Annotated in this window: 13 protein-coding genes; 3 read left to right on the top strand and 10 right to left on the bottom strand. The window is 68.6% G+C overall.

What is annotated here, in order from left to right; genetic code table 11:
* Positions 1 to 17: 17 nt before the first annotated feature.
* Both murI and HNQ73_RS00455 read right to left on the bottom strand, forming a co-directional pair.
* Positions 18 to 887 carry a glutamate racemase gene (gene murI, locus HNQ73_RS00460; protein WP_183331176.1) on the bottom strand — a complete coding sequence of 290 codons (870 nt, stop codon included), beginning with the start codon at positions 885 to 887 and terminating at the stop codon, positions 18 to 20.
* A 108-nt stretch (positions 888 to 995) separates the two neighbouring features.
* A complete protein-coding gene (locus HNQ73_RS00455; RefSeq protein ID WP_183331174.1) occupies positions 996 to 1793 on the bottom strand; it encodes an RNA methyltransferase in 798 nt (265 codons plus the stop codon).
* Between the two features lie 196 nt (positions 1794 to 1989).
* On the opposite strand from HNQ73_RS00455, the gene HNQ73_RS00450 reads away from it, so the two are divergent.
* Entirely contained in the window at positions 1990 to 3204 is a 1215-nt protein-coding gene (locus HNQ73_RS00450) for an NADP-dependent isocitrate dehydrogenase (protein ID WP_183331172.1), read from the top strand.
* Positions 3205 to 3299: 95 nt separating this feature from the next.
* Here the strand turns inward: HNQ73_RS00450 and alaS are convergent, their stop codons facing one another.
* From alaS to cckA, 4 genes are all read right to left on the bottom strand, one after another.
* Entirely contained in the window at positions 3300 to 5957 is a 2658-nt protein-coding gene (alaS, locus tag HNQ73_RS00445; RefSeq protein ID WP_183331170.1) for an alanine--tRNA ligase, read from the bottom strand.
* Between the two features lie 338 nt (positions 5958 to 6295).
* Positions 6296 to 7381: a recombinase RecA gene (gene recA / locus HNQ73_RS00440; RefSeq protein ID WP_183331168.1), complete on the bottom strand. Its 1086-nt coding sequence runs from the start codon at positions 7379 to 7381 to the stop codon at positions 6296 to 6298.
* Positions 7382 to 7585: 204 nt separating this feature from the next.
* Positions 7586 to 8299 (bottom strand): outer membrane protein, encoded by a 714-nt coding sequence (locus tag HNQ73_RS00435; protein ID WP_183331166.1) that lies wholly within the window; start codon positions 8297 to 8299, stop codon positions 7586 to 7588.
* 122 nt (positions 8300 to 8421) lie between these two features.
* Positions 8422 to 10917, bottom strand: a complete 2496-nt coding sequence (cckA, locus tag HNQ73_RS00430) for a cell cycle histidine kinase CckA (protein ID WP_183331164.1) — start codon at positions 10915 to 10917, stop codon at positions 8422 to 8424.
* A 366-nt stretch (positions 10918 to 11283) separates the two neighbouring features.
* On the opposite strand from cckA, the gene HNQ73_RS00425 reads away from it, so the two are divergent.
* Entirely contained in the window at positions 11284 to 12786 is a 1503-nt protein-coding gene (locus tag HNQ73_RS00425) for a hypothetical protein (protein ID WP_183331162.1), read from the top strand.
* Positions 12787 to 12868: 82 nt separating this feature from the next.
* Here HNQ73_RS00425 and HNQ73_RS00420 read toward each other — a convergent pair whose 3' ends face one another.
* Complete coding sequence (locus HNQ73_RS00420; protein ID WP_183331160.1) at positions 12869 to 13510, bottom strand: glutathione S-transferase family protein; 642 nt, start codon at positions 13508 to 13510, stop codon at positions 12869 to 12871.
* Between the two features lie 92 nt (positions 13511 to 13602).
* Between HNQ73_RS00420 and HNQ73_RS00415 the strand changes: the two genes are divergently transcribed.
* Positions 13603 to 14049, top strand: a complete 447-nt coding sequence (locus HNQ73_RS00415; RefSeq protein WP_183331158.1) for a winged helix-turn-helix transcriptional regulator — start codon at positions 13603 to 13605, stop codon at positions 14047 to 14049.
* A gap of 14 nt (positions 14050 to 14063) precedes the next feature.
* Here the strand turns inward: HNQ73_RS00415 and dksA are convergent, their stop codons facing one another.
* The 3 genes from dksA to HNQ73_RS00400 form a co-directional block, all read right to left on the bottom strand.
* Positions 14064 to 14483 carry an RNA polymerase-binding protein DksA gene (gene dksA / locus HNQ73_RS00410; RefSeq protein ID WP_183331156.1) on the bottom strand — a complete coding sequence of 140 codons (420 nt, stop codon included), beginning with the start codon at positions 14481 to 14483 and terminating at the stop codon, positions 14064 to 14066.
* 165 nt (positions 14484 to 14648) lie between these two features.
* Positions 14649 to 15320: a hypothetical protein gene (locus HNQ73_RS00405; RefSeq protein WP_183331154.1), complete on the bottom strand. Its 672-nt coding sequence runs from the start codon at positions 15318 to 15320 to the stop codon at positions 14649 to 14651.
* Between the two features lie 168 nt (positions 15321 to 15488).
* Positions 15489 to 15632 carry a hypothetical protein gene (locus tag HNQ73_RS00400; RefSeq protein WP_183331153.1) on the bottom strand — a complete coding sequence of 48 codons (144 nt, stop codon included), beginning with the start codon at positions 15630 to 15632 and terminating at the stop codon, positions 15489 to 15491.

Raw genomic sequence — 15632 nt, 5'->3', positions numbered from 1 at the left:
CAATCGCCCGGCGGCCTTCAGGCCACGGCTAATGCAAGGGCACCGGTGTCGATGCGCGAGAAGCCGCGCGCGGCGAGCGCCGCCTTGAGCCTGTCGCTCGCGCCGGTGCCGGTGAAGACGGCACACGCCTCCTCCTCCCCCTCGTGGCCGATGAGCGGCGCGCCGATGAGATCGACCATGCGCCGCGCGATGGCCGGCGCAGGATCGACAAAGGTGACGGGCCAGGGCGCCAGCCGTTCGAGGCGATGCAGCAGCAGCGGATAGTGCGTGCAGGCAAGAACGACCGTATCCGTCCGCCGCCCGTCCGGCGCCTCGCAGAAGCAGGGTGCAATCTCCGCCAGGATGTCGGCATCACTCGCGGGCGAGCCGGCCAGCTCCGCCTCCGCCATGGCCGCGAGCCGCGTCGAGCCGACGAGGGCGACCGCGCAGTCCCTGGCGTATGTCCGCACGAGATCCTGCGTATAGTCCCGCGCCACCGTGCCGGGCGTCGCCAGCACGCTGATCATGCGGCTGGCCGACCGCGCCGCCCCCGGCTTGATGGCCGGCACCGTCCCGACGAAGGGAATGGAGAAGCGCGCCCGCAGATGCGGCAACACCAGCGTCGAGGCCGTGTTGCAGGCAATGACCGCGATCTCCGGTGCGTAGGTGTCGACGAGCATCTCCATCACGGCCAGGACACGCGCCACGAGCTCCGCCTCGGAGAGGCGCCCGTACGGAAAGGCCGCGTCGTCCGCCGCATAGACGAAGCGGGCATCGGGCCGCGCCTTGACGAGCTCGGAATAGACCGTGAGGCCGCCGAGGCCGGAATCGAAAACAAGGATGGTCGGCACGTGCGGCGGCATTGCGAGGGGGTGATAGACCGTTCCGGCAAGGAGGTCGATACGCATGGCACTGCGGCTCGCTTGATACGAACGGCAATGAAGCGGCGAGGCCGGTTAATGAAGGGTTGAAGGGCCTGCGCAGTCAGCCGCGGTACACGGGCCGATCGTACCCACTCAGGCGCCGGTCTCGCCCGCCTCCGGCGCGCGTGCCTTGCGCGGCGGGTTGCGCCCGCCACGCCGCCCCTGCACCAGCGCCACGACAGCGCCGCGCAGGGTGCGCACGTCCTGGTCCGTCATCCTGAGGCGGTGGAAGATGTTGCGCAGGTTGCGGACCATGATGGAGCGCTTCTCCGGCGGCGTGAAGAAGCCCGCCGCGTCAAGCTCGCCCTCCAGATAGTTGAAGAATGAGAGCACGGCCTCCCGCGTCGCGGGGACCGACCGTTCGTTTTCGGCAAATGGCAGCGTGCCGCCACTCGCCTTGAACCATTCATAGCCGACGAGCAGCACCGCCTGGGCGAGGTTGAGCGAGGCGTGGGCGGGATTGACCGGGAAGGTGATGATGGCGTCGGCCAACGCGACGGCACCGTTGTCGAGCCCGGTGCGCTCACGGCCAAAGAGCACGCCGACGCCGGCGCCGCCAGCGGCCTGCGCCACCGTCTCGGCCATGGCCGCGTCGGCGCCGAGGACGCGCTTCTGCTGGCCCCGCTCGCGCGCCGTGGTGGCGAAGACGAAGTTGAGGTCGGCCACCGCCTCCTCGACGGAGCCAAACACCCGGACGCCTGCGAGCACGTGCAGCGCTCCGGCCGAGGCGGCCTCGGCCTTCTCGTTCGGCCAGCCGTCCCGCGGGTTGACGAGGCGCATCTCGGCCAGCCCGAAATTGGCCATCGCCCGGGCGGCCATGCCGATGTTCTCGCCCATCTGCGGCTCGACCAGAATGATGACGGGGCCGCGCACGGCTGCACTCTCGGACATGGTTTCCTCCTCGCCCCGCGGGTTTTAGCGGCCAGGACGGCCGCCGCAAGGGGCGACGGGGTCGCGCCGGGACCAGCCATGCGAAAGCCGGCCTTCAAACCGCTGCCGTTGCGATGTATCACGCAGGCGCCGGCGCGCGCTTCGCACGGATGCGCGCCGAGGCCCCAATACGCTTCAACCGTGCGAGGTGAGACACATGGGCAAGATCAAGGTTGCCAACCCGGTCGTCGAGCTCGACGGCGACGAGATGACCCGGATCATCTGGCAGTACATCAAGGAAAAGCTGATCCACCCCTATCTCGACATCGACCTGAAGTACTACGACCTCGGCATCCAGAATCGCGACGCGACCAACGACCAGGTCACGATCGAGGCAGCCGAGGCCATCAAGAAGTACGGCGTCGGTGTGAAGTGCGCCACGATCACGCCGGACGAGGCGCGCGTGAAGGAATTCGGCCTCAAGGAGATGTGGAAGTCGCCCAACGGCACCATCCGCAACATCCTCGGCGGCGTCATCTTCCGCGAGCCCATCATCTGCAAGAACGTACCGCGCCTCGTGCCGGGCTGGACGCAGCCGATCGTCGTCGGCCGCCACGCCTTTGGCGACCAGTATCGCGCCACCGACTTCAAGGTGCCCGGCAAGGGCCGCCTCACCATCAAGTTCGAGGGCGAGGACGGCACGGTCATCGAGAAGGAGGTGTTCAAGTTCCCGGGCGCCGGCGTCGCCATGGCGATGTACAACCTGGACGAATCGATCCGCGACTTCGCCCGGGCGTCGTTCAACTATGGCCTTGCCCGCAAGTTCCCGGTCTACCTCTCCACCAAGAACACGATCCTCAAGGCCTATGACGGCCGCTTCAAGGACCTGTTCCAGGAAGTCTACGACAACGAGTTCAAGGCCAAGTTCGAGGCCGCCGGCATCCACTACGAGCACCGCCTCATCGACGACATGGTCGCCTCGGCGCTCAAGTGGTCGGGCGGCTACGTCTGGGCGTGCAAGAACTACGACGGCGACGTGCAATCCGACACCGTGGCCCAGGGCTTCGGCTCCCTCGGCCTCATGACCTCGGTGCTGATGACGCCGGACGGCCAGACCGTCGAAGCCGAGGCGGCGCACGGCACGGTGACGCGCCACTACCGCGAGCACCAGAAGGGCAAGGAGACCTCGACCAACTCGATCGCCTCCATCTTCGCCTGGACGCGCGGCCTCGCTCACCGGGCCAAGCTCGACGGCAACGAGGAGCTCAAGCGCTTCGCCGACACGCTCGAGAAGGTCTGCATCGACACGGTCGAATCGGGCTTCATGACGAAGGACCTCGCCCTCCTCGTCGGCGCCGACCAGAAGTGGCTGTCGACCACCGGCTTCCTCGACAAGATCGCCGAGAACCTCGAGAAGGCGATGGCCGCCTGACGGCCAGGGTCTCGAAGCAGGAACGCCCGGGCACTCGCCCGGGCGTTTTCTTTTTGGAAGGATCCTTGGATGGCGGGGCGGCGCGGCGGCCGCCGTCAGGCCCCCGCCACCATCGACTCGATGGCCGCCAGCGCCTCGGCCGCCTTGCTGCCGTCCGGGCCGCCGGCCTGGGCAAGGTCGCGCCGGCCGCCGCCGCCCTTGCCGCCGAGCCGCTCAGACGCCGCACGCACGAGCGCCACCGAATCGAAGCGCCCGGTGAGATCGTCCGTCACGCCCACGACGATGCCGGCCTTGCCCTCGTCGTCGACGCTCACGATGGCGACGACGCCGGAGCCGACGCGCTTCTTGCCCTCATCGGCAAGCGCCTTGAGATCCTTCATGGCAACGCCCGAGACCGCGCGCGCGAAAAGCTTGACGCCGCCGACCTCCTTGACCGCCGAGGCGTTACCGTCGCCCGAGCCGCCCATGGCGAGCTTGCGGCGGGCATCGGCGAGGTCGCGCTCCAGCTTGCGGCGCTCCTCGACGAGGGCCTCGAGCCGCGCCCCGGCCTCGGCCGGCGGCACGCGAAGGATGGCGGCAAGCTCGCGCAGGCGCCGGCTCTCGGCCGCGAGGTGCCGCCGGGCGGCCTCGCCCGTCATGGCCTCGATGCGCCGCACGCCCGCGGCAACCGCGCCCTCGGAGACGATGGTGATGAGGCCGATGTCGCCGGTGCGCGACACGTGCGTGCCGCCGCACAGCTCGACGGAGAAGGGCGTTCCGCCGGCCTCGGGCCGCGTGCCCATGGAGACGACGCGCACCTCCTCCCCGTACTTCTCGCCGAAAAGGGCCCGGGCGCCCGAGGCGATGGCCTCGTCCACGGCCATGAGGCGCGTCACCACCGGCTCGTTCTGCAGCACAACGCGGTTGGCGATGGCCTCGATCGTCTCCAGCTCGTCGTCGCCGATGGGCTTGGGATGGCTGAAGTCGAAGCGCAGGCGGTCCGGCGCGACGAGCGAACCCTTCTGCGCCACGTGGTCACCCAGCACCTCACGCAGGGCCTCGTGGAGCAGGTGGGTAGCGGAATGGTTCGCCCGGATGGCGCTGCGCCGCTCATGGTCGACGACAAGCTCCACCGCCTGCCCCACCGACAGCGTGCCGGCTTCGACCTTCGCCGCATGGATGAAAAGATCCCCGAGCTTCTTCTGCGTGTCGCGCACAGTGACGGACGTGCCCGGCGCACGGATAACGCCGCTGTCGCCGACCTGGCCGCCCGACTCGCCATAGAACGGGGTCTGGTTGAGGATGACGAAGCCCTCCTCGCCCGCCTCGAGCTTCGAGATCTCGGCCCCGTCGCGCAGGATGGCGACGACGACGCCCTCGGCCGTCTCGGTGTCGTAGCCGAGGAACTCGGTGGCGCCGACCTTCTCGCGCAGGCCGAACCACACCGCTTCCGTGGCCGCCTCGCCGGAGCCGGCCCAGGAGGCACGCGCGAGCTCCCTCTGGCGCTCCATGGCCTTGTCGAAGCCCTCGGTATCGACGCCGATGCCGCGCGCGCGCAGCGCATCCTGCGTCAGGTCGAGCGGGAAGCCGTAGGTGTCATAGAGCGTGAAGGCCGTCTCGCCGGGCAGCTTGTCGCCCGCCGAAAGCCCGCGTGTCTCCTCGTCGAGGATGGCGAGGCCGCGCGCCAGCGTCTTGCGGAAGCGCGTCTCCTCGAGCTTCAGCGTCTCCGTGATGAGCGCCTCTGCCCGCACCAGCTCCGGATAGGCCTGGCCCATCTCGCGCACGAGGGCCGGCACCAGCCGCCACATCAGCGGCTCCCGCGCACCCAGCAGCTGGGCATGGCGCATGGCGCGCCGCATGATGCGGCGCAGGACGTAGCCGCGGCCCTCGTTGGACGGCAGCACGCCGTCGGCAACAAGGAAGGCCGAGGCGCGCAGATGGTCGGCAATGACGCGGTGGCTCGCCTTCTGCGCCCCGTCAGGGTCGACGCCGGTCGCGTTCGCCACGGCCATGATGAGCGCGCGCATCAGATCGGTGGCGTAGTTGTCGTGTGTCCCCTGCAGCACGGCGGCGATGCGCTCCAGGCCCATGCCCGTGTCGATCGACGGGCGCGGCAGCGCGATGCGCTCACCGGACGCAAGCTGCTCGTACTGCATGAAGACGAGGTTCCAGATCTCGATGAACCGGTCGCCGTCCGCGTCCGGGCTGCCGGGCGGACCACCCGGGATGTGGTCACCGTGGTCGTAGAAGATCTCCGAGCACGGGCCGCACGGTCCCGTGTCGCCCATCTGCCAGAAATTGTCGGAGGTCGGGATGCGGATGATCTTGGATTCGGGCAGGCCGGCAATCTTCCGCCACAGATTGAAGGCCTCGTCGTCCTCCGCGAAGACGGTGACGAGCAGCTTCTCGACCGGCAGGCCGAATTCCCTCGTCACGAGGTTCCAGGCGAGCTCGATCGCGCGATCCTTGAAGTAGTCGCCGAACGAGAAGTTGCCCAGCATCTCGAAGAAGGTGTGGTGACGCGCCGTGTAGCCGACGTTGTCGAGGTCGTTGTGCTTGCCGCCGGCACGCACGCACTTCTGGGCCGTGGTGGCGCGCGAATAGGGCCGCTTCTCCGAGCCGGTGAAGACGTTCTTGAACTGCACCATGCCCGCGTTGGTGAACATCAACGTCGGGTCGTTGCGCGGCACCAGTGGGCTCGACGGCACGATCTCGTGGCCGTTCTTCGCAAAATAGTCGAGAAACGTTGTTCTGATCTCGTTGACGCCGCTCATTGAGCCCACACTCGTTCGATATGCGGCGCATGGCCGCCGGTTCCGGCTTGCCCGCTCCCTGCCTGCGCAGGGCACCGGCTCGCCCCCACCCGTTCAGCCGGACGCGGGAAGAGGAGCCGCAACCGGACAATGGGAATTCAGGGCTGTTTTCTAGAGAGGGGCCAAGCTCTTGTCGAGAGGATGAATCCTCTTCGCCGGCAACGCCGGCCATGCACCGTGTGCCTCCTCGTGCACCCTGCCCTACCGGCGCCGCCCGCAACGGCCGCCACCGGCAGGTGCTGGATGCGAAAACGGGGCCCGAAGGCCCCGCGACCGACAGGCTTCATGAGACGTGCCGATCAGGCCTCGCCCTCGTCGAGATCGTCGGCGGTCGGGTCGATGTTGTCGAGGATGCGCTCGGCGAGAAGGCCAGCATTCTGCCGGATGGCTGCCTCGATGCGCCCCGCCACGTCCGGGTTTTCGCGCAGGAACTGCTTAGCGTTCTCGCGCCCCTGGCCGAGACGCTGGCTGTCGTAGGAGAACCAGGCTCCGGACTTCTCGACGATGCCGGCCTTGACGCCGAGGTCGATGAGCTCGCCCACCTTCGACACCCCCTCGCCGTACATGATGTCGAACTCGACCTGCTTGAACGGCGGCGCGACCTTGTTCTTCACCACCTTGACGCGGGTGGTATTGCCGATCACCTCGTCCCGGTCCTTGATGGAGCCGACACGCCGGATGTCGAGACGCACCGAGGCGTAGAACTTGAGCGCGTTGCCGCCCGTCGTCGTCTCCGGGCTGCCGTACATCACGCCGATCTTCATGCGGATCTGGTTGATGAAGATCACCATGCAGTTCGAGCGGGAGATCGACGCCGTGAGCTTGCGCAGCGCCTGGCTCATGAGGCGCGCCTGCATGCCGGGCTGCACGTCCCCCATCTCGCCCTCGATCTCGGCCCGCGGCGTCAGCGCAGCCACCGAATCGACCACCAGCACGTCGATGGCACCGGAGCGCACCAGCGTGTCGGCGATCTCGAGCGCCTGCTCGCCGGTGTCGGGCTGGGAGATGAGCAGGTCATCGAGCCTGACGCCCAGCTTGCGAGCATAGACCGGGTCGAGCGCATGCTCGGCGTCGATGAAGCCGCAGATGCCGCCCTTCTTCTGGGCCTCGGCGATGGTGTGGAGGGCGAGCGTCGTCTTGCCCGACGATTCCGGCCCGTAGATTTCGATCACCCGGCCACGCGGCAGGCCGCCGACGCCGAGGGCAATGTCGAGCCCGAGCGAGCCGGTCGAGATCGTCTCGATCTCGATGGCCTTGTCGTTCTGCCCGAGGCGCATGATCGAGCCTTTGCCAAAGGCACGCTCGATCTGTGCCAGCGCGGCATCGAGGGCTTTCGCCTTGTCCATGGAACTACCTTCTACGAGTCGCAATGTGGGCTGGGACATGGGAAGTGTCCTTATTGCACGGGAAGCGAAAAATTCTCAATGCGCGCGGACGCTAATGTACCCGTTTTGTTCCCGTTCACAAGTTCTTTTTTTGTTCACTGCGCAATGGCGTGCGCGGCGGGTTCCGGCGCCCTGTCGAAACGGCGGGCCAAAGCAAAAAAGGCCCGGCGTTCGCCGGGCCCTGCCTGAGGCGACCGGACGGGCTCAGAGCCCGAAGCGATAGTTCACACCCACGCGGATGATGTGGCTGTTGAGATCGCCGCGCAGGCCGGAGTGGATGCCGGACGGGAAGTACCGCTTCTTGTCGAAGTCGACATAGAGATATTCGGCCTTCGCGGAGATGTTGTCGGTCAGCGCCGCCTCAACACCCGCGCCCAGCGCCCAGCCGGTGTGGGTCTTGCTCTGGCTCGCGGCCGCGGCCACGCCGCCGGCCACCGCATGGGCGGACAGCTCGATCTTCGTGAAGGCAACACCGCCGGTGGCGTAGACGAGCACGCGATCCCAGGCATAGCCGATGCGGCCGCGGACGGTGGCGAGATAGTCGGTGCTCATCTTTGCCGTCGCGGTCGCATGCCCGGCCGCCGAGGCCGTCACCGAGTTCTTCAGGTCAGCATAGGCGAGATCGCCCTCGATACCGACCACGAAGCTGCCCATCTGGTAGTTGAAGCCGGCCTGCCCGCCGGCGATGAAGCCGCCCGCGCTCAGCTTGGCCTCGACAGGCAGCGCCGCGACCGTGTCGCGCAGCCGGAAATCGCCGCCGAAGCCGGCCCCGACGTTGGCACCGAGGTAGAAGCCGGTCCAGGTGAAGGCCGGAGCGACAGGAGCGACAGGGGCCGAACGGGACGGCAGGTCGGCTGCGAAAGCCGGGCCGGAAGCAATCAGTGCAGCAACTGCGACAACCGTGAAATTCTTGAACATGTCCCCCCTCGAAACGGGCAGATTCGCAAAGGCGACCATCTGATATCCCAAGCGCCGGCATCTGTCCGTTGCGGTGGAGCAACAGACGCTGGGAAGCTATTCGCAACCCGGCACCCGGCCCGTCACTTGAGCTGGGTCTTCACCGCCTCCACGAGCTGCTTGAGGCTGAAGGGCTTGGGCAGGAAGGTGAACTGCTCACCCTCGGGCAGGTTCTTCTTGAAGGCGTCCTCGGCGTAGCCGGACACGAAGATGATCTTGAGGCCCGGGAAGCGCTCGCGCAGGGAGCGCAGCAGGGTCGGCCCGTCCATCTCCGGCATCACCACGTCGGAGACGACGAGGTCGACCGGCTGCTCGAGCCCCTCGACGATGGCCAGCGCCTCCGTGCCGGAACTCGCCTCGAGCACCGTGTAGCCGCGCGAGGTGAGTGCGCGGGCACCGAAGGCGCGCACCGCCTCCTCGTCCTCCACGAGCAGGATCGTGCCGCGCCCGGTGAGATCTGCCGCCAGCGCCTTCGCCGCGCCGGGCCTGGGGGCAGCCTCCTGCTCCGCCGGCACATGCCGGGGCAGGAAGATGCGGAAGGTGGTGCCCTTGCCTTCCGTGCTGTCGCAGAAGATGAAGCCGCCGGTCTGCTTGACGATGCCGTAGACGGTGGAGAGGCCGAGGCCGGTGCCCTTGCCGACCTCCTTCGTCGTGAAGAAGGGCTCGAAGATCTTGTCGAGCACGTGGGCGGGGATGCCGGTGCCCGTATCGGCCACCTCGACGAGGACAAAGTCCGCCTGCGGCAGGGCCTTGTAGCCGAAAGAGGCAACCTCCTGCGCGGGCACGTTCTGGGTGCGGATCGTCAGCTTTCCGCCATCGGGCATGGCGTCGCGCGCGTTGACGGCCAGGTTGACGATGACCTGCTCGAACTGGTTGACGTCCGCCTTGGTCAGCCACAGGTCGCGCCCGTGGCGCAGCTCGAGCTCAATGCGCTCGCCGATGAGGCGCTTCAGGAGCAGCGAGAGGTCGGCGAGGCTGTCCGAAAGCTGGATGACCTGCGGGCGCAGCGTCTGCCGGCGCGAGAAGGCGAGCAGCTGCCGCACCAGGCTCGCCGCCCGGTTGGCATTCTGCTTGATCTGCATGATGTCCTGGAAGGACGGGTCCGTCGGCCGGTGGTTGGCAAGCAGCAGGTCGGAATAGCCGATGATGGCCTGCAGCACGTTGTTGAAGTCGTGCGCCACGCCGCCCGCGAGCTGGCCGACCGCCTGCATCTTCTGGGCCTGGGCGAACTGCGCCTCGAGCGCCCGCTGCTCCGTCGTCTCCAGCGCATAGACGATGGCGGTCTCGCCGTCGCCCTCGGCATCCGCCACACCGCTGACGTAGATGCGGGCGGACCGATCCTCGGCGCCGCGGATGGCGACATCGAGCGGCACGATGTCGCCGCGCCCCTCCCCGGCCGCGGCGAGTGCGTTGGCGAGGGCGTCCTCGTCACGCTCGGCGACGACGCCAGTGATGGTGCGCTCGCCCGGCGGACCGAACAGGCGGGCGAAGGCCGCGTTGCTGCGCAGGATCTCGCCGCGCCGGCCGACAGTGGCAATCGCCACGGGCGTGTCGTTGAAGAAGCGCGCGAAGCGCACCTCCGCCGCGCGCTGGCCCTCGGCCACATCCTCGCCCGGCGATCGGTTGAGCACGAGGGTGCGCGAGGCGCCGGGCCGCCCGTCGGCGCCAAAGGCAACGCGGTGGAAGAGGCGCACGGGCAGCGACTGGCCGCCGCGCCGGCGCAGGTCGATGTCGATGATCTCCGTGCGTACCTCTCCCGGCCCGCCGGTGACGGCGCCGATCAGGGCTGCGGCGTTGGGCGGCACGACATCGGCCACGCGGAGGCCGCCGGAGCCCACCTCGGCGAGGTCATGGTCGAGCCAGCCGGCGAGCGTCGCGTTCATGTAGACGATCTCGCCCGAGGGATCGATGGACAGGAAGCCGGCCGGCGCGTGGTCGAGATAGTCGATGGCGTGCTGCAGCTCCTGGAAGACGTTTTCCTGCCGCTCCCGCTCGCGCGTCACGTCGGCAATGCTCCAGAGAGCAGCACTGCGCCCGCCGGGGCGGGCGAGCGGACGCACGCGGACGCGGTACCAGGCGGCCTCGGCCCCATTCAGCGCCGGGGCGAGGCGGATCTCCTCGCTCGCCGCCCGTCCCTCGCGGACCGCCTGCGACAGGCGGTAGATCGCCTCCGACACCTCGGGAGCGCCGGTAAAGAGCCGCTCGACGGTGCGCACCTCAGCCGGCGAGCGGCAACCGCTCAGGGCGAGGAAGGCGCTGTTGGCATAGATTACCCGCCCGTCGTGCTCGACGACGATGAGCCCCTCCGTCGCCGTGTCGGCCATCAGCTTGGTGAGGTCGTTGCGGGCAACGCGGCCGGCGAACTGCAACACGCCGACGGCGAGGCCGAAGAGGCAGAAGATGCCGGCAACGGCGAGGACCGCCAGGAAGGCCACGATGAAGATCTGCGCCTTCTCGTCCGACAGGAGGCTCAGCGACACGACGGCAGCGACGAGCAGTCCGGCGAGCAGCAGCAGCAGCCCGGCATGGCCAGACCGTTCCGAGCGGTCGAGCGTGGTCGCGGCGGTGGTCTCGCTCATGCCTTGCGGCCTCTCCTGCGGCATTCGGTGCATGACTTATTGCCAGATTCTCGCGTCTGTCCCGAGGCCCATTTGCCGCAAGACATAGATGATCCACGCCGCGCGGCCGCGCGCGCTCGTGCCCCGGCATGACGGGAACCGGAGCGCACGGCAACCGGCCCGCCCTCAAAAGGCGGAAAAAATTGCCGCCTTTATGGTAAACGCACCGTAAATGCCGTTGAAATGGCGTATTTCTGCGGCCACTGGCGCCCTTCTGGCATTAACCTTTGCGGCAAGGCGCTTTACGCTGCACACTCCGTGAGGTACTGCCGGAAGGGTCCGGTGGTGGAATGACTTGGGAAACATGCCACGCGCATGTTGTTCGGCATGGGAATCTCGAACGCAGGCCAATATCTCATCGCATTCGCGATCATCTTCGGCGTCGTGGCGCTGGTTGCCCTCGCCGTCCGGCGGGCGACGTCCGGACGCAGCCGTGTCACGAATTCCGCTCCTCCCCGCGCCCGCCAGCCGCGGCTCGGCATCGTCGACGTGTTTGACCTCGACCGTCAGCGTCAGCTCGTGCTTGTCCGGCGCGACAATGTCGAGCACCTCGTCATGATCGGCGGGCCGACGGACGTGCTGATCGAGGCCAACATCCTCCACGGCGCGGCCCGCGCCGGCGCGCCCCTGTCCGGCCTCGAGGCCGCCCTCGCCCCCACTTCGGATTTCGAGCCGCAGGCGCCCCTGCGCCCCACTCTGGTCGAGCCGCGCGACGACTTCGGCGAGGAAAGGTTCGACGAGCCGCGCCAGCCGATCCCCGTCGCGCCCGTCCAGGCCCCGGCGCCCGCAGCGGCCGCACCTGCGGCGACGGCGGCCCCCGCGGCCCCGGTGATGCCCGTGCCGCCCGCCTTCCCGACGGCTCCCGCAACGCAGCCCCCGCGGCCGGCAACGGCCGCCACGCCCCGGGTCGAGACGGCTGCGGCCAGTGCCGGCACCTTCACCGCATCACGCAGCGAACCCGCAGTCGAGCCGAGTGTGGACGCGCCCGCTGCGCCGGTGAAGCCCGACGAGGACAAGACCCTGTCCTCGATGGCCCGCCAGCTCGAGGAGGCGCTGAAGAGACCCTTCTCGGCCGCCCGACCGTCGAGCGCCGCCACGGCCCAGCCGGCAACGCCGACACCGCCTGCGTCCGCTCCGCGTCCGGCGGCGCGGGAAACCTCCGTGCCGCCCCAGCAGCCCGCCCCGGCAGCGGCGCCGCAGGCACCGGCCGCCGACCTTTCGGCCCAGCTCGCCGAGGAACTGGCGAGAGAGCTGTCGAAGGCGGTGCCGACAGCCCGCCTGGAATCGCCCGCCGCGGCACCGGCCAGCCCGCGCCCTGCGGCCCCCGCAGCGCCGACTCCCGCCGCGCCGCGCTCCGGCTCCGCTCCTTCCTCGGCCGGAACTGCCGCCGCAGGCGGCGTGACGCCGCCCCCCTCGCGGCCCGCCCCCTCCTGGTCGCTGCGCCGGGAGGACCGGCCGGGCGCAGTCCCGCCGCCGTCGGCTCCCGCACGGGCGCCGACGACGCCGCCCGCAGCCTCGCAGGCGCCGGCTGTCGAGCCGCCGCTCGCCGCCCCGGCCCGTCCGGTGCCGCCGTCCGCCGAGCCAGTCCGCCGTGAGCCGACGAAGGCGCAGGAAGTGAGTGCGGAGGCGACAGCACCGTCGGCACCGCAGCCCGCCCCCGAGCCTGCGGCCAAGGCCCCGGCGAAGAGCGCCGCGACCGTCGAGGTGAAGCCGACGGACCGCCCCGCGCCGAAGCCCGAGGACAGCACGCCCGACCCCTTCTCGGTGGAGAGCATCGAGGCCGAGTTCGCCCGCCTGCTCGGGCGGACGGAACCCGGCAAGGACAAGTAGGCGCGCGACGGGACACAGAATGCGAACGGCCCGGGTGACGAACCCGGGCCGTTCCTTTTTCTGCCTTCTGCGCCAGCTGCCGTCAGGCCGCTTCCAGCTGCGCCTGTGCGGCCGCCTCGCGCTCGAGAACCCGCTGCACGGCGGGCCGCGCCTGCATGCGGGCATGATGGGCGGAGTAATTCGGATAGGCGGTCATATCGAAGCCCATGTAGGCCTTGGCCCAGTGGAAGAAAGGATAGAGATAGGCATCGACGACCGAAAAGTCGCCGAGCGCCCAGTCCCGCCCCGCCAGGCGTGCGTCAACGTCGGCAAGATTGCCGGCGAGGCGGGCCCGCGCCTTCTCCTTGAGGGCGGCCTGCGCCTCTTCCCCGTCGATGAACTTCTGCGGCGCAAAGAGCGGGCCGTAGCTGCCATGCATCTCGCTCGTCAGGAAGCCGAGCCACGACAGCGCCTGCGCACGGGCAAAGCCCTCGCGCGGCAGAAGTCCCTTCTCCGGGGCGATTTCGGCGAGATAGGTGAGGATCGCGACATTCTCCGTCAGCACTCCCTCGGCCGTCACCAGCGCCGGCACCTTGCCGCGCGGGTTGATGGCGAGGTAGCCCGGGTCGCGCTGCTGGCCCTTGCGCAGCGAGATTGGCCGCGCCTCGAACGGCTGGCCGATTTCCTCGAGCACGATATGGGCCGCGATGGAACAGGCACCAGGGGCATAGTGAAGCGTGATCATCGGTTCCTCCAGTTGGGGAGGCCGGATATCGCCCGCTTGGTTTCCCTATGCAATAAGGCAGCTTTTTGTGCTATACATACCAAATGGATACTATGGACCACACCGGTAACGAACCCGCCTCCCGGCGGGACGAACATGTCCCGGGCATCTGCCACCAGCGCATTCGCAGCACGCTTGACGTCATCGCCAACAAATGGGCGGTGCCTGTCATCGTGGAGCTTGTGCGTGCCAAGGGCGAGCCGCTGCGCTTCACGCAGCTCGTCCGCGCCATACCTGGCATCACGCAGAAAGAGTTGACCAAGCAGCTGCGGGAGATGGAGGCGGCCGGCCTCGTCCGGCGCAAGGTGTATCCCGTCGTGCCGCCAAAGGTGGAATACACGCTCACCGAGCTCGGCTGGTCACTCGACCCCGTGCTCGACGCGCTCGCGCGCTGGGCCGCCACCTACGGCAACCTCGTAGCCGAGAACCAGGCCCGTTTCAGGGCGCGCCGGAAAGCAGACAGCGCGGACCCGCAGGAGCCCGCGCCGCCCTCGCGATAACGTGGCGACGACCCTCAGTCGTCCCGATAGACCCGCTCGTTGCGCTCGTGACGCTCCTGCGCCTCGAGCGACAGGGTCGCTATCGGCCGCGCCTCGAGACGGCGCAGGGAGATGGGCTCGCCCGTCTCCTCGCAATAGCCGTAGGTGCCGTCCTCGATCCGCTGCAGCGCCGCGTCGATCTTGGCGATCAGCTTGCGCTGCCGGTCGCGCGCCCTGAGTTCGATGGCCCTGTCCGTCTCGGACGAGGCGCGGTCGGCGATGTCGGGGTGGTTCTCGCTCTCGTTCTGCAGGGCAGCCAGCGTCTCGCGACTCTCCCGTAGGATTTCTTCCTTCCAGGCGGTGAGCTTCCGGCGGAAATAGTCCCGCTGCCGCTCGTTCATGAAAGGCTCGTCTTCAGATGGCCGGTAGCCTTCCTCGAGTTCGATTTCAGGCATGCGTGGCTTCTGCTCTCATTCATGACCAGCCCGAGGCATTCCCCCGGAGTGGGGCCTATATAGCGGCCCGAACAAGCCCCGACAACGCGCTTTGACACTCTCCGTTTGTCAAACTTTTGCGACTTTAGTCGATTTTCGAGATCAGACGCTTCTGGTGCCTTCTTTTCATTCGGCTCTGATCAACTTGCTGATTTCATGGGCAGCAATCCGCTCCAGCTGCCGCGCGAGCGACGCCCGATAATGCGTCTTGTCGAAGAAGTTGGCGGGGTCACGGGTCTCCGGCCGGTCGCTGCGCCAGTCGATCCAGGCCGTCCGTGGCCGTCCCGCCGCGAGGGTGGCGAAGGTCGCGAGGCACCGGCTCTCGTGGCTCGCGGCCTCGGTGCCCGGCGCGGGCAGCCCGGCGACGAAGACGGGCGGCGAGATGAGGACCACCACGAGGTCCCGCGGCAGCCTGTCGAAGACCTGCCGCAGCAGCGCCGCCGCCGGGAAACGCCCCGTGGGATCGGCATGCATCGTCGGACGCGGCGTGGACAGCTCCTTCACCTTCTCCGGCGTGTCATAGCCCATGCCCACGTATTCCGGCGTGTAGTCCCAGTAGCCGTCCGGTCGCGCCCGCTCGCCGTATCCGGCGAGAAAGGCGATGCGCTCGCCCAGGCGCTCCACCACATCGAAGCGCAGCAGGCCCTGGAGGTGGGACAGAAAGTCGGCCTCGTAGAGCCAGAATGGAAAGGGGTGGCGCAGGGGCAGCTCGGGGTCTCCCTCACACCAGAACTCGTCGATGCCAAGGATCACCGCCCTTGCTGTGCCCTCGTGGTTCCTCAGGAACCAGTCGAGCACGGCCACCTGCTCGCGCGCACCGGTGCCGGGGATGATCAGCGAGACGAAGGACAGGCCCGTGCCGGACGAAAGGCGCTCGGGCGAGAGGAGCTGGACGTGCGAGTTGCCGATGATGGCGGCGTCGAAGGCCGGGTCGCGGCCCCGGCTGGCGTTGGCGGTGCGCGGCCCCTAGGGCGAGATGCCAACGCCCCAGTCGATCGGGCCGCGCCCCGTATCATAGGGGTCGAGGACGACGACAGCCCCCAGCAGGACGCCGACGGTCACGACCGCGGCCCCCAGGAAGGTCGCGGTGAAGCGGCGCCACCGTGCCAC

It is taken from the genome of Chelatococcus composti (genome assembly GCF_014201415.1).
GTDB lineage: Bacteria > Pseudomonadota > Alphaproteobacteria > Rhizobiales > Beijerinckiaceae > Chelatococcus_A > Chelatococcus_A composti.
This window is presented reverse-complemented; position numbering and strand designations above follow the sequence as displayed.